The organism is Seongchinamella unica (genome assembly GCF_004354085.1).
In the GTDB taxonomy this organism is placed as follows: domain Bacteria; phylum Pseudomonadota; class Gammaproteobacteria; order Pseudomonadales; family Halieaceae; genus Halioglobus; species Halioglobus unicus.
In genome coordinates this window covers 1,500,496-1,525,507 of the sequence record NZ_SMSE01000001.1, presented here as the reverse complement: position 1 = coordinate 1,525,507, position 25,012 = coordinate 1,500,496, and the positions used below count along the sequence as shown (strand labels likewise).

General features: G+C 61.6%; 25 protein-coding genes. 17 read left to right on the top strand and 8 right to left on the bottom strand.

Features of this window, described 5'->3' with window-relative positions; all coding sequences use genetic code 11:
• Position 1 precedes the first annotated feature (1 nt).
• Positions 2 to 883 (top strand): DMT family transporter, encoded by an 882-nt coding sequence (locus tag E2F43_RS06745; RefSeq protein WP_133210840.1) that lies wholly within the window; start codon positions 2 to 4, stop codon positions 881 to 883.
• Positions 884 to 940: 57 nt separating this feature from the next.
• Positions 941 to 1,729, top strand: a complete 789-nt coding sequence (locus tag E2F43_RS06740) for a thioesterase family protein (protein ID WP_133210838.1) — start codon at positions 941 to 943, stop codon at positions 1,727 to 1,729.
• 9 nt (positions 1,730 to 1,738) lie between these two features.
• On the opposite strand, the gene E2F43_RS06735 is transcribed toward E2F43_RS06740, so the two are convergent.
• Positions 1,739 to 2,968, bottom strand: a complete 1,230-nt coding sequence (locus E2F43_RS06735; protein WP_133210836.1) for an alpha/beta hydrolase family protein — start codon at positions 2,966 to 2,968, stop codon at positions 1,739 to 1,741.
• A gap of 128 nt (positions 2,969 to 3,096) precedes the next feature.
• On the opposite strand from E2F43_RS06735, the gene E2F43_RS06730 reads away from it, so the two are divergent.
• Complete coding sequence (locus tag E2F43_RS06730; protein ID WP_133210834.1) at positions 3,097 to 3,699, top strand: DUF899 family protein; 603 nt, start codon at positions 3,097 to 3,099, stop codon at positions 3,697 to 3,699.
• 37 nt (positions 3,700 to 3,736) lie between these two features.
• On the opposite strand, the gene E2F43_RS06725 is transcribed toward E2F43_RS06730, so the two are convergent.
• Positions 3,737 to 4,342 (bottom strand): LysE family translocator, encoded by a 606-nt coding sequence (locus E2F43_RS06725; RefSeq protein ID WP_133210832.1) that lies wholly within the window; start codon positions 4,340 to 4,342, stop codon positions 3,737 to 3,739.
• 120 nt (positions 4,343 to 4,462) lie between these two features.
• On the opposite strand from E2F43_RS06725, the gene E2F43_RS06720 reads away from it, so the two are divergent.
• Together E2F43_RS06720 and E2F43_RS06715 are read left to right on the top strand one after the other, a co-directional pair.
• Positions 4,463 to 5,137, top strand: a complete 675-nt coding sequence (locus E2F43_RS06720) for a PaaI family thioesterase (protein ID WP_133210830.1) — start codon at positions 4,463 to 4,465, stop codon at positions 5,135 to 5,137.
• A 76-nt stretch (positions 5,138 to 5,213) separates the two neighbouring features.
• Positions 5,214 to 6,593, top strand: a complete 1,380-nt coding sequence (locus tag E2F43_RS06715) for a hypothetical protein (protein ID WP_133210828.1) — start codon at positions 5,214 to 5,216, stop codon at positions 6,591 to 6,593.
• Position 6,594: 1 nt separating this feature from the next.
• Here E2F43_RS06715 and E2F43_RS06710 read toward each other — a convergent pair whose 3' ends face one another.
• A complete protein-coding gene (locus E2F43_RS06710; RefSeq protein WP_238946794.1) occupies positions 6,595 to 6,996 on the bottom strand; it encodes a DUF1761 domain-containing protein in 402 nt (133 codons plus the stop codon).
• Between the two features lie 110 nt (positions 6,997 to 7,106).
• Here E2F43_RS06710 and E2F43_RS06705 point away from each other — a divergent pair, with 110 nt between their 5' ends.
• The 4 genes from E2F43_RS06705 (at position 7,107) to E2F43_RS06690 (ending at position 10,897) form a co-directional block, all read left to right on the top strand.
• Positions 7,107 to 7,718 (top strand): fumarylacetoacetate hydrolase family protein, encoded by a 612-nt coding sequence (locus E2F43_RS06705; RefSeq protein WP_133210824.1) that lies wholly within the window; start codon positions 7,107 to 7,109, stop codon positions 7,716 to 7,718.
• A 135-nt stretch (positions 7,719 to 7,853) separates the two neighbouring features.
• Positions 7,854 to 9,035 carry an HD-GYP domain-containing protein gene (locus E2F43_RS06700; RefSeq protein WP_133210822.1) on the top strand — a complete coding sequence of 394 codons (1,182 nt, stop codon included), beginning with the start codon at positions 7,854 to 7,856 and terminating at the stop codon, positions 9,033 to 9,035.
• Entirely contained in the window at positions 9,032 to 10,267 is a 1,236-nt protein-coding gene (locus E2F43_RS06695; RefSeq protein ID WP_133210820.1) for a putative bifunctional diguanylate cyclase/phosphodiesterase, read from the top strand. The genes E2F43_RS06700 and E2F43_RS06695 overlap by 4 nt, the downstream gene beginning before the upstream one ends.
• 78 nt (positions 10,268 to 10,345) lie before the next feature.
• Positions 10,346 to 10,897: an HNH endonuclease gene (locus tag E2F43_RS06690; protein WP_133210818.1), complete on the top strand. Its 552-nt coding sequence runs from the start codon at positions 10,346 to 10,348 to the stop codon at positions 10,895 to 10,897.
• Between the two features lie 8 nt (positions 10,898 to 10,905).
• Here E2F43_RS06690 and E2F43_RS06685 read toward each other — a convergent pair whose 3' ends face one another.
• The 3 genes from E2F43_RS06685 to E2F43_RS06675 are packed head-to-tail and all read right to left on the bottom strand — an operon-like array spanning position 10,906 to position 15,241.
• Positions 10,906 to 13,386 carry an LssY C-terminal domain-containing protein gene (locus E2F43_RS06685; protein ID WP_165954209.1) on the bottom strand — a complete coding sequence of 827 codons (2,481 nt, stop codon included), beginning with the start codon at positions 13,384 to 13,386 and terminating at the stop codon, positions 10,906 to 10,908.
• Positions 13,387 to 13,406: 20 nt separating this feature from the next.
• On the bottom strand, positions 13,407 to 14,978 hold the full coding sequence (locus E2F43_RS06680; protein ID WP_133210814.1) for a phospholipase D family protein: 1,572 nt from the start codon (positions 14,976 to 14,978) through the stop codon (positions 13,407 to 13,409).
• A gap of 26 nt (positions 14,979 to 15,004) precedes the next feature.
• Positions 15,005 to 15,241, bottom strand: a complete 237-nt coding sequence (locus E2F43_RS06675; protein ID WP_238946766.1) for a hypothetical protein — start codon at positions 15,239 to 15,241, stop codon at positions 15,005 to 15,007.
• 250 nt (positions 15,242 to 15,491) lie between these two features.
• Here E2F43_RS06675 and E2F43_RS06670 point away from each other — a divergent pair, with 250 nt between their 5' ends.
• From E2F43_RS06670 to E2F43_RS06645, 6 genes are read left to right on the top strand one after another with little or no spacing between them, the layout of a single operon-like run.
• Positions 15,492 to 16,460, top strand: a complete 969-nt coding sequence (locus E2F43_RS06670) for an AAA family ATPase (protein ID WP_420820761.1) — start codon at positions 15,492 to 15,494, stop codon at positions 16,458 to 16,460.
• A gap of 3 nt (positions 16,461 to 16,463) precedes the next feature.
• The gene (locus E2F43_RS06665) at positions 16,464 to 17,402 is read left to right on the top strand and encodes a DUF58 domain-containing protein (protein ID WP_133210810.1); all 939 of its coding nucleotides are present in this window, start codon (positions 16,464 to 16,466) and stop codon (positions 17,400 to 17,402) included.
• Positions 17,399 to 17,896, top strand: coding sequence for a DUF4381 domain-containing protein (locus tag E2F43_RS06660; protein WP_133210808.1), 498 nt, complete (start codon positions 17,399 to 17,401; stop codon positions 17,894 to 17,896). The genes E2F43_RS06665 and E2F43_RS06660 overlap by 4 nt, the downstream gene beginning before the upstream one ends.
• Positions 17,889 to 18,881 carry a vWA domain-containing protein gene (locus tag E2F43_RS06655; RefSeq protein WP_133210806.1) on the top strand — a complete coding sequence of 331 codons (993 nt, stop codon included), beginning with the start codon at positions 17,889 to 17,891 and terminating at the stop codon, positions 18,879 to 18,881. The genes E2F43_RS06660 and E2F43_RS06655 overlap by 8 nt, the downstream gene beginning before the upstream one ends.
• A complete protein-coding gene (locus tag E2F43_RS06650; protein WP_165954208.1) occupies positions 18,871 to 20,514 on the top strand; it encodes a vWA domain-containing protein in 1,644 nt (547 codons plus the stop codon). Before E2F43_RS06655 ends, E2F43_RS06650 begins: the two co-directional genes overlap by 11 nt.
• The gene (locus E2F43_RS06645) at positions 20,511 to 21,578 is read left to right on the top strand and encodes a BatD family protein (protein ID WP_133210802.1); all 1,068 of its coding nucleotides are present in this window, start codon (positions 20,511 to 20,513) and stop codon (positions 21,576 to 21,578) included. The genes E2F43_RS06650 and E2F43_RS06645 overlap by 4 nt, the downstream gene beginning before the upstream one ends.
• On the opposite strand, the gene gcvT is transcribed toward E2F43_RS06645, so the two are convergent.
• Positions 21,550 to 22,659, bottom strand: coding sequence for a glycine cleavage system aminomethyltransferase GcvT (gcvT, locus tag E2F43_RS06640; protein ID WP_133210800.1), 1,110 nt, complete (start codon positions 22,657 to 22,659; stop codon positions 21,550 to 21,552). The genes E2F43_RS06645 and gcvT overlap by 29 nt on opposite strands.
• A 125-nt stretch (positions 22,660 to 22,784) precedes the next feature.
• On the opposite strand from gcvT, the gene E2F43_RS06635 reads away from it, so the two are divergent.
• Positions 22,785 to 23,306, top strand: coding sequence for a shikimate kinase (locus E2F43_RS06635; protein ID WP_133210798.1), 522 nt, complete (start codon positions 22,785 to 22,787; stop codon positions 23,304 to 23,306).
• A gap of 300 nt (positions 23,307 to 23,606) precedes the next feature.
• Positions 23,607 to 23,828: a PA3496 family putative envelope integrity protein gene (locus E2F43_RS06630; RefSeq protein ID WP_133210796.1), complete on the top strand. Its 222-nt coding sequence runs from the start codon at positions 23,607 to 23,609 to the stop codon at positions 23,826 to 23,828.
• 73 nt (positions 23,829 to 23,901) lie between these two features.
• Here the strand turns inward: E2F43_RS06630 and mtnA are convergent, their stop codons facing one another.
• Positions 23,902 to 25,005 (bottom strand): S-methyl-5-thioribose-1-phosphate isomerase, encoded by a 1,104-nt coding sequence (gene mtnA / locus E2F43_RS06625; RefSeq protein ID WP_133210794.1) that lies wholly within the window; start codon positions 25,003 to 25,005, stop codon positions 23,902 to 23,904.
• Between the last annotated feature and the right edge of the window lie 7 nt (positions 25,006 to 25,012).

The following is a 25,012-nucleotide window of genomic DNA, read 5'->3' as shown; positions in this document are numbered from 1 at the left end:
AATGGCTCAACCCCGCCTCATCCTCATCGGCGTGATGGCAGTGCTGATCATGTCCGCAGTGCCGGTGCTGATCAAAGCCACGACAGCCAATGCCTACACCATCGGGATTGCCCGCCTCGGCATCGCGGTGCTGGTGTTTATGCCGCTGGTGTTGATGCGCGGCCACCTGCTGCGCCTGGGCAGACGCCAGTGGTTGCAACTCATGGTCATTGGCACGGTGTTCGGCCTGCACTGGCTGACCTATTTTTTCAGCATCAAGCTGGCCACCGCCGCTATCGCCGCTCTCACTATTCTCACCTACAGTGTGCAATACCTGATTCTGGCCTACCTGTTCAACGGTGAAAAAGTGGCGCCGGTGGAGTGGCTGGCTATCGGGGTATGCTTTGCCGGCTGTGTGGTGGTGTCGCCGGAATTTACCCTGGAAAACGATGTCTCCCTGGGCATCGCCGTGGGCCTGCTCAGCGCACTGTTGTATGCCGCCATGCCGCTGCTGCACCAGCGCGCCAGCAGCATCGGCACGCTGGAGCGCACCTGGGGGCAGTTTTTCTTTGCCCTGCTGGTATTCCTGCCCCTGTGGGGCAGAGCCAACTGGGATCTGCAGCTGAGCGATGTCTACCAGTTACTGGTGCTGGGCCTGATGTGTACGGTGGTCTCCCACGGCCTGTGGGTGAAAACCAGCACTGAACTGCCCGCCATTTACTCCAGCATGATCTACTACCTCTACCTGCCCGGGGCGCTGATCGGCAGCGCCCTGTTCCTGGGCGAACCCATGACCCCGGTGAAGATCGCCGGTTGCACCCTGGTACTCGGTTCCAGTGCGGCACTCTCCCTTTACCGCTACCGGCGGGCCAGGGCCAGGGCCAGGGCCAGGGCCACAGATTGACCGGCGACTATTTTGGTTTCAAAATAGAATCCATTATCAGTCGCCAGGGAAGGGACCATGAGTTTTAGTAGCGCAACCGCCGTCCAGGCCGCGGGCGATCACTACGAGGCCACTATCGTCCCCGGCTGGGACATACTCGGCAATGCCAATGGCGGCTACCTGATGGCCCTCGGCGCCAGGGCCATGGCAGTGGCGAGCCGGCCACACCCGGTCAGCCTGACCGCCCACTTTCTGTCGCCGGGCAAGGCGGGGCCCATCAGCATTCATCCGCACGTGCTCAAGGCCGGGCGCAGCTTCGATACCCTGCGAGCCACCGTGAAGTCCGGTGACAACAACCTGATCGAGCTGCTCGGGGCTTTCACCGAACTGGAAACTGTCGACGGCGTGGTACGCGTAGACGCTGAGCCTCCGGCACTGCCGGACCCTGAGGACTGTGCGCGCGTCGTCCCTAATGAAGCGGGATTTCCGCCGCCGCTCATGGGCCGGGTTGACATGCGGCTGCACCCGGAAGATGCCCTGGTGTTCCGGGGGCAGCCCAGCGGCCAGCCCCTGGTGCGGGGCTGGATTCGGCTGGCGGAGGAGGAACCGGTAGATGCCTTTGGCCTGATGCTGGTGGCGGATGCGTTCCCGCCCACCGTGTTCAATGCCGACCTGCCGATAAACTGGGTGCCGACCCTGGAGATGACGACCCAGATTCGCGGCATTCCGGCCCCTGGCTGGTTGCGCTGCAAGTTCAGCACCCGTTTCATGACCGGCGGCGTACTGGAGGAGGACGGCGAGATCTGGGACAGCAGCGGCAGGCTGGTCGCCCTGTCACGCCAACTGGCGTTAATGCCTCGCGGCTAGGAGCCCGGCCTACATACGATCGAATTCGATTTCGCGCATGAAGGCCGCCATCGCCTTGAGGTACTTGCCCTTGTCCAGGTGCACCAGGTGATTACCGGGGAACCAGTGGATCTGTGGCCGGTCCCAGTGGTCCCACAACAGGCGGGCGTGTTTGGGCGGGGCCAGCCGGTCGCCGGCGCCGGCGATCACCATCAGCCGCTCCTTGGGCAGGCGCGGCGGGTAGGTCAGTGCAGAATGCACCGCCAATTCGTGGCGGATTTCCCGAATACTGGTGCCCGTGGCCTTGAGCATGGCCTTGATGGACAGGTTGAGCGGAAACCACTCCAGCACCAGGTCCGCAAGGCTGACCACCGGCACATTGGGTATGGCAAACTCCAGCCTTTCCTCGACCGAGGCGAGCAGCGCCGAGGTATAACCGCCAAGGCTGATGCCGGTCACCCCCACCTTGCTCACCCCTTCGGACTCCAGCCAGTCCAGGAAGATACGGAAATCGTGCACCGCGTGGGCGAAGGACTCATTGATATGGGCGGTGCCACCGGCGAAAAAACCGTGCCCGCTAAAGGGTGACAGGCGCGACGCCCGCTTGCCGTGATGCGGCAGGGTAAACAGTAAAATGTCGTAACCCTGCTGATAGAACCAGGGCAGGGCAAAAAACATCCGGTTCATCCAGTAGGGATCGGCCATAAAACCGTGAATGACCGCAATGGTCGGGCGCGGGCCATCATCGTGACGCCAGTACTGGGCCACCGCCCGCATGTTGCGTTTTTTCTTTCGGTAGTCTTCGCGCAGCTTCGGATTGACCGCCTGGAACGGGCTGTCAAAGCTGAGCAGCCGGCAACTGCCGTCCCTGGGCCTGAAGCGCAGCAGGCCGGCACTGGCAGAGTGCATCGCTACCCGGGAGGAGTCAGGCCGTTTGAAGAAGGCATCCGGGTCGGCTTTGTCGGCCTTGCGCTGGTAATAAGCGCGATTTCCGGCATCGCGCTGCAGTTGCCTGGGCTGGAAACTGGACGGCACGGCGAGCGCGTTCATCATGCTGGCGCCGGTGGTACGCAGCAGTAAATCGCCGAAGGCGGTGGCCTCCACCGTCATTTCGGTGCGCAGATCCAGCTCAAAGTCATCGGGAAACTTGTGAAAGCTGCTCTCCAGGTGTTCCCACCAGGGCTGCGGCGGCATGATTCTCCGGGTGTGGCTGTAAGTCTCGTTGGCGACCCGGGAGACGGTACTGGCAATGTCGTACATGCTTGCGGCCTCTGTACTGGTATTTTTATACCAGCCAGTTTACCCAATGCGCCCGAGTTTACTACTACCGTGCTGTGCAACGACTATACTGCTAACTCCTGACGCAGCGCCCACAGGGAGACCGGAAGATGAGCGTAGCTAAAGTCCGCGAGCTGGAAAAGCAGATTTACGAGCTGGGACAGCAGTTGCACCAGCTGCGGCGGGAGACCGAACCCGAAGAAGTGCCGGATTACCCCTTCCAGACCCTGGAGGGAACCACCAGTCTCGGCGAGATGTTTGCCGGTCGTGACCGGCTGCTGGTCATCCATAACATGGGTCAGGGCTGTCGCTACTGCACCGTGTGGGCTGACGGCATCAATCCCTTTCTGCCCCACCTGGAAACCGCCATGAGCGTGGTGCTGGTGTCCCGGGATGACCCGGCTCTGCAGCGCCGCTTCGCCAACGAGCGCGGCTGGCGCTTTCGCATGGCATCCCACGGCGGAGGTGACTATATCCGCGAACAGGGCACCGAGCCAGGTCAGGGCAACACCCCCGGTGTGGTCTGCTACCAGCGCAGGGAGGGCAGGATTTACCGCCTTGGGGGCAGCAGCTTCGGCCCCGGTGACCAGTATTGCAGCCTGTGGCCCCTGCTCAGCCTTGCCGGCCTCAGCGCGGAGGACTGGACACCCCAGTTCAGCTACTGGAAGCGCCCGGAACACATGGACGACGGCGGCGCCAACCTGAACGATTAGCGATCTGCGGACCTCCAGCCCCGAATGGCGCTGAAACTCAGGGCATCAACACCGGGTAGAGGGAAGCGACCAACAGCACCGCCATGCTCAGATTGAACCCAACCAGGCGCCGCCGACTGGTGAGCCAGCGCTGTAGCTGCTGGCCCAGCAGCGTCCACGAGCTGACACAGGGCAGATTGACCAGCCCGAACACACCCGCCACCGACAACACCGCCCACAGGCTCTGGGAGGGGGCGTAGACCGTCAGTGCGGTCAACGCCATGGTCCAGGCCTTGGGGTTCACCCACTGGAACATTACCGCCTGCAAAAAAGTAATCGGCTTGCCCCGACGCTGCTCAGAGGCTCCGGTTCCGGCCGGTGCCGCTGAGGTGGCAATTTTCCAGGCCAGGAAAACCAGGTAGATGACACTGACGGCCTTGAGCACCTCGTAGCTCAGCGGGTAGGCCTCGAACAGGCCCACCAGGCCCAGCCCCACCAGGGCCACCATGGCGGTAAAGCCGATGCCTACCCCGAGCATATGCGGGAGCGTGCGACGAAAGCCAAAATTGGCGCCGGAAGCCATTAACATCAGGTTATTGGGCCCGGGGGTGATGGAACTGACGAAAGAAAACAACGCCAGGCCGGCAAGCAGTTCATATGGCATGGCGCTATTATGACCAAACGCCGGAAAAGCCCCAAGCACGTTAGAGCCTGACAAGCTGAACCGCCACCGGGGCCTTCCTGCAGTAAAATGCCCCGCCGAGGACAGAACACAGGTGCCCTGATGAACGATTTCAACGACCCTTTCGCCAGCGAGGACATCACCCCACCCATCAGCGACGAGTGGGAGGCGAAACGGCGGGTCGCCTGCGCCATCCAGGAACTCTCGGAAGTCCTGGTCACCAGCTCGCCAGATACTGAAAAGATGCACAACATCGCCGACCAGCTGGAAAAAACCGCGGCGGAATTTTCCCGCTCGCCCCGGCTGTACGGCCGGCTGGAATGGATCAAAAGTGGTAACCATGGCTCCTTCGGTCAGGTCAGCCACGAACTGAATCCACTGGGGGGTTACGCCAACCCCATTGCCCCGCCGGTAAACACCTGGATCGAGGGGGACAGGGCGCTGGGACACTGCGTCTGCGGCTGGGTTTATGAGGGACCACCGGGCAGTGTGCACGGCGGCTATGTCGCGGCGATCTTCGACCAGTTCATGGGCGTGGCCCAGAAACTGGGTGGCCAACCGGGGATGACCGGCTACCTGCATGTGAACTATCACGCCCGGACCCCGCTCAACACTGACCTCAGGCTTGAAGGGGAACTGGTGAAAGTGGATGGCCGAAAAACCACGATCACCGCGAAAATGTTGGCCGACGGTACCCTGACGGCCAGCTGCGAGGCCCTGTTCGTGGAGCCTCGCCGGGGCATACTGGCACTGGAAAACCAGCAACCGGCGAAGTAAACCCAAAAGACTGGCACGTTTTTTGCTGCGTTTAATACCCCCGTGAGATCAATTTCACCAGGAACGCAATCACACCATGACAGGCTTACGAAAACCTACGGCGGAATCTCTCGCCTGGCGAACCACGCCCGGTATCCTGGGCTCCCACCCGGCCAGCCCGGAGAGTGTCCACGCCCTGTTGGGCTACTACCTCAGGGACCGTACCTCTCCCTCCCCCTACCCCGGGCGCGATATGCTGCTGGATGGCAGCCTGTTCGACTGGGGGGTGGCGCCGCCGCTGGAAAAAGTCATCCACGGGCCCGACGAACTGGAACTGTTACTGAGCATGCCCGAGGTATACCGACAGGGCGTGCACGTTGTCGAGCCCTGGGAAAATGTCGGCATCAACCTGCAGGGCGAAGGCGTCCGGGCATCGAAAAATGTTGCCTACATCCTGCAACAGATAGCCGATGCGGACACCATTCTCTACCCGCTGTGGCAGTCCGGGGTCTTCAACGCCAAGCGCCTGGCACATACCACCAGCGCCGGCATCGCCACTGTGGTGCAGGGTGGCAACCCCTCGGCCCATGCGCCGGAAACCTTCGCCGGCTCCAACGCCAGCCTGGACGATATTCTCGGGTTTACCGACGAGCTGCTGCTGCGACGCTCCACCGACAGCGGCCCGGCAATTTTCATCTGCCTGGGCCATCAACTGGCAGCCTGTTCCCAGATCCGCCTGTTGCGCCGCGCGGTAAAAGAGATTTACGCCCTGCGTTACCTGCCGCTGGACCAGAGCGGGCGCGCCCTGGAGAGCCTGCGCAATGCCGCCGCCCGGATCCGGGAAATGGGCGACAGCCTGGATGTCATCAAGAACGGCAAGATGATCGCCAGGGGATGGAAGGACCAACGCTTTGCGGTCGCCGCCAACGAACAGGTGGAGGTGGGTACTCGCCAGTTGCTGCCCTATGGTTCCGACAGCTACGCCGAGCACATTCCGGCGGAACTCCACGACACCCATGCGCTGATCGCCGACGAGCTGGAGGGGGTCATCGATACTCTCATGCGCAGCGAGCGGGCGCTCAATATCGAAATGTTCCATGGCGACGAGGTCAACGAGGAGGCAGCCCTGTTCGCCAACTGGGCTTTTAAACTACTGCACGACACCATTGTCCCCCTGCGCTACCAGATCGCAGTCAGTCCGCTGGCCTGGCTGCTGAGCATGCCCTACGCTGTTGAGATCCTGTCCCAGACCCGGGTCAACGAGGACCACTGGACCGAGGTGTCCACTACCTGCATCTATTACAAGGACTGGGAAACCCACAGCATCCGCCGTTCCTTTACCTGCCAGTTTCATCCCGAACTCATGGCCGATATTCGCGACATCGGCAAGCGCGATGGCCCGCGCTACGCCGAACTGAAGGATAACGACGGTGCCCGTTTACTGGTGAGGCTGCTCTACCACGGCATGCAGGAATAGCTCAGCCGAAGGCGCCGATAATGGCCCCCATGAGGGCGAACTGGAGCACGTTGAATCCCGCGTCAATGGCGAACAACGCCCGGGGGGAGCGGGAGAACAGGTAGTTCACTCCGAAGGCGGTGGCCACAAAGCCGATACCAATCACCAGCGCATAAACCAGCCCGACCGTGACATTCGGGTCTGCGGGAATAATCGCCGAGAGCATCAGCGCCTGGACCAGTGTGAGCACAAAGGCGGCGGTGAAAATCTTCAGCGGTGGGCCACTGCTGGCAATCTCTTCATCGGCAAGACCCACCAGCGCCTGCCAGCGCTGGCCGAAAGCCGGCCCGTACCAGAGGCCGCCCAGTATAAAAGACGCCACGGTCGCGACAATGGCCGCGGTCAGGTTGATGCTTATTTCCACTTCCAAGGCTACCTCCCTCGCTATTGGGTTTTTCAGCAGCCTAGCACAGGCCACCGCGAGCCGGACAGGCGCTTATAATGGTATGGCACACACCTCTGGAAGCATAGCGCATGAATACAGTAACGGTTGACAATACCCGGATCACCCCCAGCAAAATTGTCTGCGTGGGCCGTAACTATGTGGCGCACATCGAGGAACTGGGCAACGAGGTGCCGGAGCAGATGGTGGTGTTTGGAAAACCCAACTCTGCCATCGGCCACGAGCTGCGTTCGAGCCTGGGCGGGGAGCCCTTACACTACGAAGGTGAAATCGCACTGCTGATCGAATCGGGCAAGCCGGTGGCGGCGGGTTTCGGCCTGGACCTGACCAAGCGCAGGCTGCAAACAACGCTCAAGGAACGGGGGCTGCCCTGGGAGCGCGCCAAGGCCTTCGACGGCGCCGCGCTGTTTTCCCGATTCAGCGCTATCGAGGATACCACCGCCCTGTCACTGCAATTGTGGGTCAACGACGAACTGCGGCAGTCAGGCGGCGTGGAACTGATGATGTACCCTCCGGCGGAAATACTGGCCCAACTCAGTGAATTCACTTCCCTTGAAGATGGCGACATTGTGATGACCGGCACCCCCGCCGGGGTCGGCCGGGTCAATACCGGCGACAGGTTTACCGGCCGGGTGCTACAGGGTTCGCGCCTGCTGGCCGAGCAGAGCTGGCTGGCCCGCTAGCCCGGAAAACGCGATTATGGTCACATTTCAGCGAAGAAAAACCGGACCCTGGTCACAGTCTCGCGCGTCCGTTATCGACTTGCTGCCAGCCCGCTAATAGCCTGCCATCATCAATAGTTACGCCCCGGAGTCGGGATGCGCCTAGTCAAGGTTCCAGCTATCAGCCTCCAGCCCGGCATGTTTGTTGCCGAGCTGGACAGGCCGTGGCTGGAAACCCCGTTTGCGCTCCAGGGTTTTGTGGTCCGCGACCCGGCGGAAGCAATTTACGTCTCCAGATTTGTCGACCATGTCTTTGTCGACGCCGAGTACAAGGCACAGAGAAACTTTCTCTGCCTGGATGCGGCGCCAACCCACGCGGTTCCGCAGGAGCGGCTGGAACTGCGCGCCGACATGCGCCAGGCAAGGGCTTGTTTCGACAATGCCGCCCAGACCCTGGACAGGGTTTTTGATTCACTGCGTGCGGGTCGCAGCGCCGAGATATCAAAGGTGCAGGAGTCCATCAGCCCGCTCATCGAATCTGTATTCAAGAACAGGGAGGCGGTAGGCGCCCTGCTCCGGCTCAAGGAAAGCGGCGACTATCGCTTCGAGCATGGCGTGTCCATGGCCGCCTGGGCTGCCATCCTCGGTCGCCAGATCGGGTTACACCGTGACGAACTGGAAACCCTGGCAGTGGGCTGTGCCATGTGTGACGTGGGGATGACCCAGCTACCGGCGGAATTGCTGGGACAGGCCAATCGACTCAGCGAGGCGCAGCAGCGGATTATCCGCGCCCACCCCACCATGGGCGCAGAGATGGTCACCGACTCCAGGAACGTCAACTTTGAAATACTGGGTATTATCGAGAACCACCACGAGCGGATGGACGGCTCCGGCTATCCGCGGGGGTTGCAGGGTGCCGCGATCCCCCTGCTCGCTCGAATCGCGGGGCTTGTGGATACTTACGATGCAATGATTACGCCCCGCCCCTGGGCACCGGCGAGAACCTCCCATGAAGCCGCCCAGGAGCTGCTGGACACCAAGGGCAGCAAGTTCCAGGACGCCCTGGTGGAGCAGTTTATCCAGGCCATTGGCCTGTTCCCCACTGGCACCCTGGTAGAACTCAATACCGGCGAGGTGGGCATTGTCACCCGCCAGAACGAGACCCGCCGACTCAAGCCCGAAGTCGTGGTAGTGCTCGACGGCAATAAACACAAGCGGGACCCCCTGGAGATTGTCGACCTTGGCAACCAGAATGACCCGCGCGGAATCGAGCGCTGGATCACCCGTGAGCTGTTACCCGGCAGTCACGGCGTGAACAGCGAGGAGTACTACATATGACCCCGTCAAATCACAACATGGTCGGACTGGTAGAACTCGCTGATGCCGAGGAGTTACTGGACAGGCTCGGGCGATCGAGCTTTGGCGATGTGCAGCAGGCATTTTTCCAGCGACTGCAGGACTGGGTGCGACCAAGGGACGAATGGAAGCGGCTGGATGACAACCGCTTCTGTGTCATACTGCGCGGCATGGCTACCCGCGGCGAACTTGAGTTGGCGACCTCAAAGCTGGAGCGCATGTTTGCCGAACCCCATTACCAGTTCGGTCGTCCCGTCTCCCTCACGATACGCGCCGGGTTCACTGAATCATCCGATCCGGATAACGATCTCGAACTGGCCCTGCGCCGGGCCAGCATGGCCCTGCGGCAGGCCCGCGATGCGGCGCGCATTTACGATGTATATGCTCCGCAAAAAACGGTACAGGCCGCCGAGGAACAGAAGTTACTGGAGCGGCTGGAAACCGCCGTGGACCTGGGCGAACTGCAGCTCTACTACCAGCCGAAAATCCACGCCAGCTATCAGTCGCTGGTGGGAGCGGAAGCGCTTATGCGCTGGCATACCCGCGATAAAAAAGTCATACCACCCGGGCAGTTTATCGCCGTGGCCGAGTGCCATGACGTCATCCGCCCCATGACCTTCTGGGCGGTCAAGTCTGCCATCGCGCGACTGGCCCTCTGGCCGGAAGAACTGACGATTGCCGTAAACATCGCACCGCAACTGCTGCTGGACGGTCAGCTGGCGTCGGTGGTGAACGACGCCCTGGACATTTACGGCGTGTCCCCCGCCAGGCTGGTACTGGAAGTGACCGAGCGGATTATGGTGGATAACCAGACCACGATGATGGAACAGCTGGCCGACATGCGGGTGAGAGGGGTAAAAGTTTCGCTGGACGACTTCGGTACCGGCTTCTCCTCACTCTCCTACTTCCGCGACCTGCCAGTGGACGAGATCAAGATAGACGGCAGTTTCGTGATGAAGATGCTGGAATGTGGCAAGGATCACGCCATCGTCAAGGCGGTCATCGACCTTGCCCATAACTTCTCCATGAAAGTGGTCGCCGAAGGTGTCGAAAGCACGGAAATTGCCGAGCGACTTAAAGACCTTGGCTGTGACATTCTCCAGGGCTACGTGTTTGACCGACCGCTGGAGGTGGGCACTTTTGAAGCCAGCTACGGGATTGTAAAACCCAACCCGCGAAATCAGCAGCCAGTGCGAAACCACCCCATCAACTAGCCCCGGACGTCAGATATTCACGATTGTAGTCAACACCAATTTGCAGTAGCTTGTAACGGAGTCTTCGAGTAGGAACCCATGCAAGCGATCCTGCGGTTGGACATGGCGGGTCAGCCACGCGGCTGGATCACCGCCCACGAGGCAATTTCTGCCTACGCCAGAGGCGATGTCATCTACGGCATCGGCGAGACACTACCCCCTGTGTTTGGCGGTATTCAGCGACTTTCAGGCCAACGTTCGCGCATCGACCTGCAACCCATCATTGCGATCCAGGGTCGCATTATCCAGGGCTTCACCCCGCCGCTATGCAACCGCACGCTGTTCCGGCGCGATGATCACCGCTGCCTGTACTGCGGCCAGCAGTTCAGACGCGCCGACCTGACCCGCGACCATGTCCTGCCCAGTTCTCGCGGCGGCCAGGACAAGTGGGAAAACGTGGTCGCTGCCTGCCGACGTTGCAACTGGAAAAAGGACAACATGACGCCGGAGGAAGCGGGTATGCCGCTGCTGGCAGTACCCTTCCGGCCCAATCCCTACGAGTGGCACTACCTGGCCAAGGACCGCATCCTGGTGGACCAGATGGACTATCTCTCGAAACAGTTCAAGGCGCAACGCGACTGGGCGCACTGAACCGCCTCTCAGGGGCCGACGACGCCCGTACGGTAAGGTGACAGATCAATCATTTGCAGTTCGTCCAGTCCCACCGGCTCGCCGGACATCCACATCACCACCCGCCGGCCATCGGTGAAATAGGGATCCCCCGTCAGGTTGCCGCGAGGATTTTCATAATCCGCCGCCCCGACCCCGCCGACATAGCCAAACGCTTTCAGTCCCTGGGTAAATGCCATATCTTCGAGCAAAAACTCGCGGGTCTCGTCGACGTCGGGATCAATCTTGTGGGTCGTGATCGTCTTACGGGTAAAGCGCACGCCGATATCCCGACTGATCTGCCCGATCCACACCGGCATGTCCTGATGTCGCAGCGGCGTCATCCAGACGCGCAGGTGATTGCGTTCGTGAATACTGCCGCGAGCGCGTTGCAGGGCCGCGTCCTGGGCACGGTCAAAAACGTACAGCGCACTGACTGGCGAATAACGGTAAGCTCCGCCCGTTATCGCCGAGAGGCCGGTTTTCCACAGGGAGGCGCCGTAGATGGTCTCGGTCTCGTCCCAACCGGCGCGCATGAAAGCGTAGTAGAGGTCCAGGGGCTTACCAATGAACACCAGGTTCAGCGGATCACCCTTGTCATTGCCGGCGGCATTCCTGACACAACAGGGCATGGCCTCGAGTTCGGCGACCAGTTCCGCCAGATTGACCTCGCGAACCTCCCCGGGCGGGTAGAGCGTATTCATATCGACGCTGTAGTGGTCGATTTTCAGGCCCGGCACCGGCACGAAAAAAGTCATCAGATGCGCCTCGTTCTCACCCAGGACATCGACATTGAATGACTTGGTGCCTTCGTCGACTCGACTGAAAACATAGCCCGACTGGGCACTGTTCGGCAGCACGCTGAGTCTGATATGGCCGCGGCGCTCATAGCGCCCGGCATTCTCGTTCTGAACGCCGGTCCGGGTGCGGTTGGCCGCTTCCCGCGGGGTGAAATAGGATGCGTCGATTCCCATGGGGGTAAGCTGCAATACCTCGTCACTTCGATTTTCGACCTTGATCCAGACCGGCTGAATATTGCGGGCGTACAGATCGACATCGAAAACCGCCTTCGCCTCCTCTGCACTGGGGACTGCGGTGGTCACGGTCAAGGCGCCTTTCGTCTGGGTCTGCAGGCGATCATTCGGCGGTCGCACCTCGCGCCCGTCAAACGGCGCCCCGGTGTTTCGGGAATAGATGGGAAAGTCAGGATCGTTGAGATAGACGACCTCATCGATGGCCCGGAATTCATCGGACAGGATTGCGACCATACGCATACCGTGGGTAAAAAACGGTGTGCCATCGAAACCCTGCAGCGGATTATCAAGGGGCACGGGATCCATGCCGCGCACATAGCCTACCTTCTCCAGGGATCCGCCGTACCAGAGATTCTGGTACAGGTACCGCTGCGCGCTATCGATATCTGAAACCAGGCTTTCCCTGGCAAAAAATTTGTAGACGTCGGTATCGGTGACGCCCCGTGATTCCATCCACTGCAACAGCGGATCCTGGATCTGGGCGTAGTAAACCTGCCCAATCCAGGCGGGAGTCCCATCCAGTTGCCAGGGCGACAGCCACAAGTGGAGCACAATCAACTCGTCGCCGTCCGCCCGTTGCCGGGAATAGATGGCGTCGGGTTCACGCCCTCGAAAGGACTGCAATCGCGCCCGTTTGGCAATATCTGGATCGGCGGGTGTTTCCACCCAGCCACCGCGCAGCATTGCGCGGCGCACGGTAGAGCCTTTGCCCAGCAACACCACATTGAACGGGGCGCCCCTGGCAACCCCGTCCCGGTCCGTCGCGCAACAGTCCAGCTCATCCCGCAGCACACGCGGCAGCGCGGTTTGGTCGTAATCGGCGATTTCTTCACTGCTGTAAAAACTGGCAAAGTCCCTGGTCATAAAGTCCGGCGTGAAACCCGGCAGGGGCACGAAAAAGGTAAAATCCTTGAGGCCCTGGCGATGAATCAGGGACATGTTAAAGCCCTTGGTACCGCTCATGAGGTTGGTGTAGACGAGCCCGCTGCGCGTTTCCCCGGCCTCTATCCGCCGTGGCAGGGCCGAGTCCCTGAACCAGCGTTCCATGGCCTGGTAGCCCTCCTTGCTGTAGGGACGCCGGTTCATATAGGCCACCTCGATGGGTGCGAAGTAATCCCGGTCAATGCTCCAGGTAATGACCCGGGCAAACTCGTCGCTACGATTCTCCACCTTGATCCACACGGGCTGTATGCCCTGGGCGTACAAATCAAGCCCGGTCAGGGCAAGGGTTTCTTCAGCCGTGGGTACCGAAGCAGAGATGACCAGTCCATCCTGTTGCTGGACTACGGCGCGCTGCAGAAACCCGGCTGCCTCCAGGTCGGCAGGCTGGTAGGGCCTGCTGGCACAGCCGGCAAGCACCAGCATACAGACCAGCAGTAACCAGGAATACGCCAGGCCTGTCCTGGCCGGGTATCGCCGGGGGATAGCAGTACACATCGGGCTCTGCCGGCCGGGCATTAATACTGATCCCTGGGACCAAGCTTCATCAGCACGTTCATCACCCGCTGCATGCCGTCACGGGCAGGCTGCTGGTAAAGCGTCTGCTCGCTATTGACCCAGGACAGCTTACCGTTCTTATCCATCTGCACCTGCCAGGCATTGGCACCGCTCATATTCCGTTCCAGCACCCGGGCCAGGTCTTCAGCCAGTTCGGGTGAGTCGACCATGGCGCCCATTTCAGTGTTTATTGACCGGGACCGCGGATCCAGATTCATTGAGCCGACAAACACATAGCGGCGATCAGCGACCGCGCACTTGCTGTGCAAGCCGCTGAAACCTGAATTGACCGGCGGCACATCCACTACTGTGCCCTTGATGGCGGGATCGGAGCGGAACTCCCAGAGGTCCACGCCGGCGTTGATAAAATCGTCTCGCCAGGGCTCGTAGTGACTGTTCACCGCCGGCACATCATGGGAGGCCAGGGAATTGGTAATCACCCGGATAGTGACCCCCGCGTCCCGCTTGTTCTGGAGAAAATCGATCGCGTCGTCGCCGGGGATGATGTAGGCGTTCTGGATCAGCAGTTCCTCCTCGGCGATATTGAAAAAGTTGAACATGCTGCCCGCCATTTTCTGGGAGATCTGCTCGCGGGCGGCCTCATCGTAGACCAGCATGCTGCGCCCGATGCGCAACTCCTTCGCCAGTTGCTCAAACTCCACACTCCAGTCGACGGGCTCCAGCGGAAACCGCTGCAGGCGGTCTGCTGATTGCAGCCGTTTCTGCATCGCCCTGCGCTGCTTGCGTACAATCGACGGGTCGGGTTCGGTCGTCAACGCATCCGCCGTGGCTACCCATTCACTGTTCCAGAAGCGGTCGAACATCTCGTTGGCCTCGCGGCCGATCTGGCCAATGCCCAGCAAGTCCGTGTCGTGGAAGTTATAGGTATCACTCAGGCCGAAGTAGTGGTCGCCGATATTGCGCCCACCGATGACGACCGCATGACCGTCGGCAATCATCAACTTGTCATGCATGCGGATATTGAGTCGCTCCATCCGCGCCAACATCTCCCCGGCCCGGTTGATAAGTGAACTCCGGTCTTGCCAGGGATTGAAAATGGCGAACTCGATATTGGGTGTCGCATGCAGGTTGGCGATCAACTGGTCCTGACCCTGGAGAATCAAATCATCGACGATGATTCGGACCTTGACTCCACGCTCGGCCGCCAGGATAACCCGCTCCAGAATGAGGGCGCCACTGTGATCCGGGTACCAGAGATAGGTCTGTATATCGAGGGAGGTGGTGGCTGAATCAATCAGCGCCAGACGCCAGCGCAGACCGTCCTCGCTGCTGTCGAGCAGCCAGAATCCGGAGTGGTCCTCGCCATGCCCGGTAGCGATACCGGTGGAAATCTCAGCGAGTGTCCCGCTCTGTGCCGGGGGCAGCGCGTGCACCTGCGCCCTGCCGGGCGACTGTTCCCTGAGGCCCGCCGTGCTGCAGGCGGTCAGAAGGGCCAGCGCTGTCGCGGCACAGATGACGGCGAACGGCCCGATGGAAACCTGAATACCCTTAAGCCAATGCTGAAATTCCATGAACACCTGTGCTGCCCCCACAATCGCTATTTGCTCATCGCTTCCTTGATCTTATCCATATCGACAGCTTCAACGGCCTTTTCCTTGTCCACCGAGTCGTAGGCCTTCTGGTAATCCACCCCATCGCCGGAAACCGCTTCGGTCATTTTTTCCTTATCGACGGACTCGATCGCCTTGTCCGTGTCGACGGCCTCTACCAGCTTGCCAATATCCTGGGACCACACGGCTGACCCGGCAAACCACAAGCCAAACAGGGACGGCACCAATCATCGCTTTTTCATCTTTGTCACCTTTTCCAATCACCGTGATCGACCGCGGTCCGCGCGTGATCAGGCCCGCTTGCAATCCCTCCTCCAGAATAGACCATAATAGCAAGACGGGCCCCAGCGGCGTCAGCAGTTACGACATAAGTTGTACACAATTTGTATACTTACCCCTGTTGATTGCTGACGGCGAGCCCCACGGCCCGGCTATAATTCGCTGGCACCCAGCCCATCAGGAAAGGAGCACCCCTTGTCCCAAGAACCTCTGCAAGCTGTAAGGTCCATGATGGAACAGATGAGCCGCTCGGTGATCGGTCAACAAGAGGTTGTACGCACCCTGACCCTGGCGCTGCTGTGCAACGGTAACGTCTTGCTGGAAGGACTGCCCGGTACCGCGAAAACCCGGTCCATCAAGACCCTGTCTCGGGTGTTGCAGGCCAGCCTCGGACGAATCCAGTTCACCCCTGACCTGCTGCCGTCTGATGTGACCGGCAACGAGGTGTACCAGGACAACCAGGGCGTGTCGGAGCTGATTTTCCAGCAGGGCCCTGTATTCAATGAACTGGTGCTGGCCGACGAAATTAACCGCGCCCCGGCCAAGGTTCAGGCTGCGCTGCTGGAGGCCATGGAGGAGCGCCAGGTCACCGTCGCTGGCAAGACCTACCCACTGCCCCGGTTGTTCATGGTGCTGGCCACCCAGAACCCGATTGAGCAGGAAGGCACATACCCGCTTCCCGAGGCGCAGATGGATCGATTCCTGATGAAAATTTCGGTGGACTACCCGGATACCGACGCCGAGCTCTCGATCGTGCGCATGCTGCAGGCCGAGGAAGCCCAAAGGCAGGCACAACTGGCGATGATCTCCCAGGAACACATCTTCGCCGCCCGCGATGTCATCGGCAACATGAACATCGCCGAGCCTGTGGAACAGTATATTGTGGATCTCGTCATCGCGACCCGCCAGCCGGGGGCCTACAGCGAACAACTGGCAAACTGGGTGGACACTGGCTCCAGCCCCAGGGCGACGATTGCCCTGCACCGCTGCAGCCGCGCCAGTGCCTGGCTGGATGGCCGCGATCATGTCACCCCGGAAGATGTCACCTCGGTGCTTCACGCTGTTATGCGCCACCGCCTGATTCTCAGCTACGATGCCCTGGCGGACCGGGTCACGGCCGACCAGGTCATCGACGAGATCCTCAGCCGGGTGGCGGTAGGCTGAACCGTGCCCGAGCGTTCCCAGGACCGCGTTTACACTCGCCTGCAGGACCTGGTGCGCCTGCGCCACACCGCGGGCGGTTTCAGCTACCTGCCGAAACAGCCGGTGAGTTCGCTACTGGCCGGTCGCAAGCGTTCCAAACTGCGTGGTCGCGGCCTGGATTTCGACGAGTTGCGCCACTACCGACCCGGTGACGATATACGCACCATGGACTGGCGGGTGACCAACCGTACCGGCAAACCCCATGTGCGGGTATATACCGAGGAACGGGACCGCCCGGTCATCGTTATCGTCGACCAGCGACTGCCGATGTTCTTTGGCAGCCGTTACAAGATGAAATCGGTGGTGGCGGCCGAGGTGGCAGCCATTACCGCCTGGCGGGTGCTGGCGGTGGGGGACCGCATCGGTGCCATCCTGTTCAATGATGACCGGGTGGCCGAGGCCCGACCCTCCCGCAGCGACAAGAAAGTCATGGGTTGGCTGGGCGACCTGGCAACCATGAACCAGCAGCTGTCGGTGAACCGTGGTATCAAAAATAACCCCGGGGCCCTGCTCAAGGCGCTTGAAACTGTCGAACGACGGGTCAGCCACGACTACCTGGTGGTCCTGGTGTCCGACTTTCACGGCTGGAGTGGAGAGGCGATGGCGCATATCCGCCGCATCGCCCGGCACAATGACATTATCTGCGGCCTGGTCTATGACCCGCTGGAACGCGACATCTCCAGCGCCGATAAACTGGTGGTGAGTGACGGTTACTACCAGCTGGAACTGGACCCCGGGCACAATGAACTCGGTGAAAAGTTCGAAGCCAGCTTTGAAAGCTCTTTTGCCCAGGTCCGCGCTGACCTGACCCGTCACCAGATTCCAGTGATCCCCATCAGTACCGCCGAGCCCGCTGCCCAGCAGCTGCGCGAGCGACTGGGTGGCCAGCGAGTACTGGCATGAGCCTGCCCGCGTTACCGGAGATCTTTGGCAACTATGCCCTGGGGGATTTTCATGAGGTGGTCTCGCCCCCGGCGATCGACTGGCTGCCGCAGACCCCGGGCTGGATCCTGGTGGCAGCGCTGTTGCTGCTGTGGTTACTGCGCACGGCCAGCCGCAGGCTGCGGTACTGGTATCGCAACCGCTATCGGCGTGAAGCCACGGCACGCCTGCAAAGCCTGGAGGTATCCCCGGGCTTTGTCGCCGAGATTAATCGCACCCTCAAGTTGTCTGCCCTCGCCGGCTTCTCACGACAGGAGGTAGCAGCCCTGTGGGGAGAGCGCTGGACTGAATTTCTCAACAGCCGCTGCGAACACCCACCCTTCTCCGAACAGCAGTGCCGGCTGCTGGCACTGGGCGTTTACCGGCAGCAGCCGGTGGACAGCACAGCCGCAGAACAGTTGCTGGAGGCCAGTCTGGCCTGGGTTAACGAACACCGAAATCGCTACGATGCTTGAACTGGCGTATCCCTGGGCGCTCCTGCTGTTGCCGCTACCGCTACTGATGCGGCTACTACCGGCTTACCGGGAGAGTCGCGACTCGGTGATGGTCCCTTTCTTCGAAAAGCTGGTGGAATTGAGTGAACAACGCCCGGAGCAGGGCGCCCGCATCCCGCGCCGCGATCGCCTGCAAAAAATCCTGGTTATCGCGACCTGGATTTTCCTGGTACTGGCGGCAAGCAAACCACAGTGGATCGGACCTCCTGTTGAGCAGCAGAAGTCGGGGCGGGACCTGATGGTGGCGGTGGACCTCTCCGGTTCCATGGAGACCAGGGACTTCACCCTGCCGGACGGCGGCAGCATTGATCGCCTGCAGGCAGTAAAACGGGTGCTCGAGGATCTCGCCGCCAGGCGCAGTTCCGACCGGCTTGGGCTCATCGTCTTCGGTGATGCTGCCTACCTGCAAACCCCCTTCACCGACGACCACCAGGTATGGCTGCAACTGCTTGCTGAAACCGGGATCGGCATGGCCGGGCCCAGCACCGTGTTCGGTGATGCCATCGGCCTGGCGATCAAGCTGTTCAGCGAGAGTGAGTCTGACAACCGGGTGCTGATCATGCTGACCGACGGCAACGACACCGGCAGCACCGTGCCGCCGATCGATGCCGCCAAGGTTGCCGCCGCCAACAATATCCGTATCTACACCATTGCAATCGGTGACCCCACCACCGTGGGCGAAGACGCCCTGGACATGGAGACCATCAACCGGGTCAGCGAGATCGCCGACGGCCGCTCCTTCCAGGCGCTGGACAGGGAGCAAATGCGCCAGGCCTACCTGACGATCGGCGAACTGGAGCCCGCGCTTTACGAAACCGTCAGTTTTCGGCCCCGACAAAGCCTGCACTGGGTGCCCGTGCTACTGGTGGTATTGCTGTATGTGCTGTATCACGGATACAACGCCCTGGTCAGCCTGCGCGATCGGGAGGCTCCCGATGCTGCCTGATCTCTCGGCGCTTGAGTATTTCCACCTGTTGCGGCCGGGCTGGCTGGTGCTGGTAATTCCGACCATAGCGCTGACCGTATTCATCCAGCGCCGGCAGGGCAAGAGCGACATGTTCAGCGGGATTATCGCTCCCCACCTGTTGCAGCACCTGCGCCTGGAACGGCGACAGTCACGGTGGTTCAATCCAGCCTCTGTGAGCTTACTGAATGCAACGCTGTTTATCGTCATCATCCTCGGCCCAAGCTGGCGCCAGCAACCCTCTCCCCTCAGTCAGGACGCGTCGGCCCTGGTACTGGTCATGGATGTGTCCGACTCCATGGAACAAAAAGACGTGCAGCCGTCGCGCCTGGCCCGGGCCAGGCAGAAAGCCTCTGACCTGCTCGCCCTCAGGCCGGACAAAACCTCGGCGCTGGTGGTGTACGCGGGCAGCGCCCACACGGTACTTACCCTGACCGCAGACCAGGACATCCTGAATCAGTACCTGGCGGCGCTGCAGCCCAGCATGATGCCTCGCAGCGGCAAGTTCCCCGAACAAGCGCTGCCACTGATTGACGACATTCTGCGTGACACCACCGCCGCCGCCACGGTGGTGCTGATCAGTGACGGCGCTAGCAGCGGCAGTCGGCAAGCCTTCGCCGGATATTTCAGCCAGCGGACCCACCAGCTGCTGATTCTCGGGATCGGCGGCGACTCTGACGACAACGGCATCATCCCCCTCGATCGAGACAACCTGCGGGCGATCGCGGACGCCGCCAATGGCCGCTACCTGGATGCCACCATCGATGACAGTGATGTGCGGGTGCTGGAGCGGTATATCGAGAGCCATTACGTCGTGATCGATGACGATGCCCTGCCCTGGCTGGACAGCGGCTATCCGCTGGTATTCCTGTGCATACCCCTGTGGCTGCTGTGGTTTCGCAGGGGCTGGACGATAGCCTGGGCCTGGTTGCTGGTGCCCATGGTACTGGCCGGTACGCCGGCTCCCGCCACCGCCAGTGACAATCCGCCCGCGTCGGCGCCGGCGCAACAGGGCCGGGGGGTGGGCGAATGGTTCGCCAGCCTCTGGCTCACCCCGGACCAGCAGGGACGGCTACTGCTGCAAACGGGCAACTACCGGGCCGCGGCCAGGCAGTTCCAGGACCCCCTTTGGAAGGGCATCGCTTATTACTACAACGAAGATTTCATGCAGGCAGCGGAATACTTTTCGCGCTCCGACAGTGACACCGCCCTGTTCAACGAGGCGAACGCCAGGGCCCACGCCCGGGATTTCCTGCGCGCCGTCAATCGCTATGACCGGCTGCTGGAACGGGCCCCCGATTACCCCGGGGCCCGGGAAAACCGGGACAAGGTGCAGGCGCTGATCGACGAGATCAACCGCCTGAGCGAGTCGCAAACCCCGGAATCCGGCATTGGCAGCGAGGAAAAGGAACTGGGGGGCGACGATGCCATTCCCGCCGAGGGTGCAGCAGAGCTCAGCTTCGATGAGGTCGAAACAAAGCACTTCACCGCCGAGGAGATACTGCAGAGTCAGGCCACCCGGGACATGTGGCTGCGGGGAGTTCAGCGGGACCCGTCCGATTTCCTCGCCACCAAGTTCCATATGCAGCTGCAACGCCGGGAGACCAGCCAGTGACACTCCGACGGATCAACTGCCTGCTATTCCTGCTGGCCTCTATCCCGACCCTGGCTGCCAGCCAGCTGGATACACTGCTGGAAAATGGCCGCCTGACCATAGACAGTCGCCTGGAACACACCGGCGACCTGGTGCCGGGCCAGCGCGCCAGAATGGTGATCGAGGTCGCAACCAGTACCTGGTTTACCGGTGGCACCCGGATTCGCCTGCCGGAGGTGCCCGGGCTGGTGATTCTGCAGACGGACCAGTTTGCCGCCAACGCCAGCGAGACCCGCCAGAGTACGACCTGGGTACTGCAGCGCTGGACCATAGACCTGTTTCCACAGCGGCCCGGTGAGTTCCGGATTCCCGCGGTGACGCTGGGCCTGAAGGTCAATGGCGGCGAACTGGGCAATATCGAGGGCGAGGCAACCAGTCCGCCGCTGGCCTTTACCGTCAGCCTGCCCCCGGCACTGGAACAGGCTGAATCCTGGGTGGCCTCCCCGGACTACCGCGTCACCCAGGCCGTCAGCCGGGACACTGGCAAGCTCCAGCCTGGCGACGCCTTTGAACGGCGCATCAGCTTCACGGCGGAGGACGTGCCGGCGATGATGTTGCCGGAAGTCGCCGAAATCAAACAGGACGGACTGGCTGCCTACCCGGCACCACCGGTGTTGAAAAACAGCAACAACCGCGGCCGGAGCGTCGGCAGCCGGGAGCAAACCATCAGCTATGTTGCCGAACAGGCGGGTAACTATGTGCTGCCGGCCCTGGACTTCTTCTGGTGGGACACCCGGGAGGAAACCCTCAAACTACGCAGCCTGCCGGCGATAGAGGTGTTTGTCGCCGGTGAGCTTATCGAGCCAGCTGGCGGAGCACGGCCCCTGCCCTGGCGCATACTGGTCTGCAGCGCCCTGGCCCTGCTGGCAGTCGCCGCCGGCGGGAGTCTGCTGTGGCGCTACCGACCCTGGCGCCGGTTGTCGTTCCTGCTGCGGCCCCTGCAGTCGTGGTGGCAATGGCTGCTGGCCCTGCGCAGGCCCGCCCTGCCCCGCCGACTCAACCCCGATAGTAGTGCTGGGGACTGAAAGGCATCCGGGTCACGGTGACCGGCAACAGCTTGCCGCGGACATCCACGGCCAGCGCGGTCTCCGGTTCGCCCAGTTCCCGCTGCACATAGGCCATGGCAATGGGCCCGCCAAAGCTGGCGCCGAAGCAGGCGGAACAGATTTCGCCGACCGGCTCGCCGTTACTGTCCACCACCGTCTGACCCTCGCGAACGGGACGCTTGCCCTCCACAGCCAGGCCAACGCGGCGCAGGGCCGGCTTGTTGATGATCCGGTCAAAGATCACTTCGGCCCCGGGGAACCCCCCCGGGCGTTCGCCATCGGCCCGCCGGGCCTTGCTGATGGACCAGAGCAGGCCGGCCTGCACCGGGTCGATGTCAGTATTAAGCTCGTGGCCGTAGAGGCATAGCCCGGCTTCCAGGCGCAGGGAGTCCCTGGCGCCCAGGCCTACCGGCTGGACCTGCTCAAAAGCGAGGATGCGGCGGGCCAGTGACTCGGCGGCGGCATTGGGAACGGAAATCTCGAAACCGTCTTCGCCGGTGTATCCCGAGCAGGTAATGTAGACATCGACGCCATCGATACTGGCGGCACAGCCCTGCATGAACACCAGCCCGGCGGCCTGCGGACACAGGCTTTCCATCACTTCCCGTGCTCTGGGGCCCTGCAACGCCAGCAGCGCCTGTTGTTCCAGCACCTGCAGGGACTGGCCGTCGAGATGGGCCCGCAGGTGTTCTATATCCTGGACCTTGCAGGCGGCGTTAACCACCAGGAAAAACCGGTCCTCGGCCCAGCGGGTGATGATCAGGTCATCCAGCACACCGCCCTGCTCATTGGTAAACAGCGCATAGGTCTGGCGGTCGAGGCCCAGGCCCTGCACGTCTGCCGGCACCAGGGACTCCAGCATCGCCGCCGTGCCTGAACCTTCGATGACCACCTGTCCCATGTGGGAAACATCGAACAAACCCGCCGCCGCACGGGTGTGCAGGTGCTCCTTGATAATGCCGGTTGGGTACTGCACCGGCATATCGTAACCGGCAAAGGGCACCATTTTGGCACCCAGCTCACGGTGCAGGCTATCCAGAGGGGTCGTTAACAGGCTCATGCTTGATTCCTGGTCGGGTGGCGAGGGCTGCCACTCTAACCACTGCCATCGAGCGCTGCAAGCTCGGGCTGGCACCTGCGCATGCGCTCTTGGATAATGGCGGCCCCAGCCAATGAGAGAGCAACGTGAGCGTATTCAACACCATCAGCCTGGTGGGCATGCCCGGCGCCGGAAAAAGCTCGGTCGGCGTCCTGCTGGCGAAACTGACCGGGCTGCGTTTTATCGATACGGACCTCGACATCCAGGTGCGGGAGGAGGCTACCCTGCAGGAGATCGTCGACAGCAAGGGCCATCACTACCTGCGCCAGGTGGAAGAAGCGGTGCTGCTCGATATCGCCCTGGACCACGCCCTGGTCTCCACCGGTGGCAGCGTGGTGTACAGCCCGGCCATCATGCGGCGGCTGAAGTCGCTGGGGCCGGTGGTTTACCTGGAGGCTGACCTGGCCACCCTGGAAGCACGGGTGGCCGCCGCGCCACCGCGCGGGATTGCCAGCGCCGCCAACCACAGCTTCGCGCAAGTGTATGCCGAACGCACGCCGCTCTATGAAAAGTACGCCGACTACACCGTGGATGCCGGTGCCGGGCCCCCCGAGCAGGTGGCGCTGGACATTGTGGCACGGTTGACTCCCCGGGAAGTACGGCCGTGACCGGACACGCTTTCAGGCGGTAAATGACGGCGTTTTCGTCCGTTTTCAGCCGAAATAACTGGCACAGGCTTTGCAGATAACTCTGTCGGGTAGCCCGCCACCCCATGAACCAGGGACGGTATGACAGGGATGTCGACAGGGGGCAGGGAGGGCCAGGGAAGGCCGCGGGCTACCCGATTCAGGGGTTAAAAAAACCACAAAAAATATATTTCCCACGCGGGGTTTTTTTGATTTACTCCGCCTTGAGGCAGAGCTGTTTCTGTCTCCTGTGACCTTATGTAAATCATCGGGAGGTGATTTATGGGAGAGCGCAACCAGGAGCCGTCCCAACCGGAACCTCTGGATGATATTTTCGAGCCAGTGCTTGGAGATCTATCCGATGAGGATTTTGCCGATTTGTCCCCCATTTCCAGCGACAAGCAACGCCTGGCTGAAAAGCGCCGCCGGGCGGAACAGCGTCTGGAAGAGAAACGCCTGCGGGACGAATTAGGCTACTACGACCTGGAACTGGACGACTTCTAGGGCCCCGTGCCCTGGAAACACCTGTTCCGGACGCAGCAATCGCCGCAGCTGAGGCTCGCGGCTCTGGTACGTTTTAGCCAATATTCTCGCCGTCCCCAGCGATTCCCAACTGTTCTTTCAGCCTTGCCAGCCCTGCTGAATCGGCGGCAAACACGCCGTATTCCGTCACCAGGCTGGTCACCAGTCGCGCGGGTGTGACATCAAAGGCCGGATTGGCGGCGCTGGTTGCCGCCGCCGCGAGATTGATCTCCAGCCCCTGCCCCGCCGCGTCCACACCGGCGATCGCCAGCACTTCCAGCGGGTCGCGTTCCTCAATGGGAATGCCGCCACCGTCAGCGCAGCGCCAGTCGATAGTGGATTCAGGCAGTGCCACGTAAAACGGAATGTTGTTGTCGGCCGCCGCCAGCGCCTTGAGATAGGTGCCGATCTTGTTACACACATCACCATTGGCGGCAGTGCGGTCTGAACCGACGATAATGCAATCCACCTCGCCCGCACGCATCAGCTGGCCACAGCTGTTGTCCGCTACGACCGTGCAGGGTACCCCGGCGCGCTGCAACTCCCAGGCGGTCAGGTTCATGCCCTGGTTGCGCGGCCGGGTTTCCGAAACCCACACATGGACGGGCAGACCCGCTGCGTGGGCCTTGTAGATTGGCGCCAGCGCCGTACCCCACTGGATAGTAGCCAACCATCCCGCATTGCAGTGGGTCATGATGTTCAGGGTGTCCCGGTAGCTGATTGCGCGCAACAGGGCCAGGCCGTTATCGCCGATGGCGGAACAACTGTCGATGTCTGCCTCGCGCAGGGCGATCGCCCGCTTCCTGGCGGCGTCCGCACGCTGCTTGAGGGGACGCGGTTGCAGCTCCCGCGCCATCTCCTCCAGCGCCCAGCGCAGGTTGACCGCCGTGGGGCGAGTGGCCAGCAGGCGGGCACTGGCCAGTTCGAGGTTGTGGTCGGACGGATCGCCGGCAATGGCGTGAGCCAACCCGAATGCCGCAGTCACCCCGATCAGCGGTGCCCCGCGCACCTGCATGGCGCTGATGGCGTGGCAATAAGCTTCCAGTGAGTCCAGGTGAACCCAGCGCAGGGTGTGGGGGAGCAGGGTCTGGTCGATAATCTCGACCGCGCCGGATACGGCATCCCAGCGCAGGCTGGAAAGATCATCGCTACTGAACATGGTATTA

What these genes read in the sequence shown, in the direction of transcription:
- E2F43_RS06695 (WP_133210820.1), top strand. Translation starts at nt 9,032, where the DNA reads ATGACCCCGTCAAATCACAACATGGTCGGACTGGTAGAACTCGCTGAT.
- E2F43_RS06745 (WP_133210840.1), top strand. Translation starts at nt 2, where the DNA reads ATGGCTCAACCCCGCCTCATCCTCATCGGCGTGATGGCAGTGCTGATC.
- E2F43_RS06630 (WP_133210796.1), top strand. Translation starts at nt 23,607, where the DNA reads ATGGGAGAGCGCAACCAGGAGCCGTCCCAACCGGAACCTCTGGATGAT.
- E2F43_RS06660 (WP_133210808.1), top strand. Translation starts at nt 17,399, where the DNA reads ATGAGCCTGCCCGCGTTACCGGAGATCTTTGGCAACTATGCCCTGGGG.
- E2F43_RS06650 (WP_165954208.1), top strand. Translation starts at nt 18,871, where the DNA reads ATGCTGCCTGATCTCTCGGCGCTTGAGTATTTCCACCTGTTGCGGCCG.
- gcvT (WP_133210800.1), bottom strand. Translation starts at nt 22,659, where the DNA reads ATGAGCCTGTTAACGACCCCTCTGGATAGCCTGCACCGTGAGCTGGGT.
- E2F43_RS06715 (WP_133210828.1), top strand. Translation starts at nt 5,214, where the DNA reads ATGACAGGCTTACGAAAACCTACGGCGGAATCTCTCGCCTGGCGAACC.
- E2F43_RS06735 (WP_133210836.1), bottom strand. Translation starts at nt 2,968, where the DNA reads ATGTACGACATTGCCAGTACCGTCTCCCGGGTCGCCAACGAGACTTAC.
- E2F43_RS06705 (WP_133210824.1), top strand. Translation starts at nt 7,107, where the DNA reads ATGAATACAGTAACGGTTGACAATACCCGGATCACCCCCAGCAAAATT.
- E2F43_RS06720 (WP_133210830.1), top strand. Translation starts at nt 4,463, where the DNA reads ATGAACGATTTCAACGACCCTTTCGCCAGCGAGGACATCACCCCACCC.
- E2F43_RS06690 (WP_133210818.1), top strand. Translation starts at nt 10,346, where the DNA reads ATGCAAGCGATCCTGCGGTTGGACATGGCGGGTCAGCCACGCGGCTGG.
- E2F43_RS06655 (WP_133210806.1), top strand. Translation starts at nt 17,889, where the DNA reads ATGCTTGAACTGGCGTATCCCTGGGCGCTCCTGCTGTTGCCGCTACCG.
- mtnA (WP_133210794.1), bottom strand. Translation starts at nt 25,005, where the DNA reads ATGTTCAGTAGCGATGATCTTTCCAGCCTGCGCTGGGATGCCGTATCC.
- E2F43_RS06680 (WP_133210814.1), bottom strand. Translation starts at nt 14,978, where the DNA reads ATGGAATTTCAGCATTGGCTTAAGGGTATTCAGGTTTCCATCGGGCCG.
- E2F43_RS06740 (WP_133210838.1), top strand. Translation starts at nt 941, where the DNA reads ATGAGTTTTAGTAGCGCAACCGCCGTCCAGGCCGCGGGCGATCACTAC.
- E2F43_RS06730 (WP_133210834.1), top strand. Translation starts at nt 3,097, where the DNA reads ATGAGCGTAGCTAAAGTCCGCGAGCTGGAAAAGCAGATTTACGAGCTG.
- E2F43_RS06725 (WP_133210832.1), bottom strand. Translation starts at nt 4,342, where the DNA reads ATGCCATATGAACTGCTTGCCGGCCTGGCGTTGTTTTCTTTCGTCAGT.
- E2F43_RS06700 (WP_133210822.1), top strand. Translation starts at nt 7,854, where the DNA reads ATGCGCCTAGTCAAGGTTCCAGCTATCAGCCTCCAGCCCGGCATGTTT.
- E2F43_RS06685 (WP_165954209.1), bottom strand. Translation starts at nt 13,386, where the DNA reads ATGTGTACTGCTATCCCCCGGCGATACCCGGCCAGGACAGGCCTGGCG.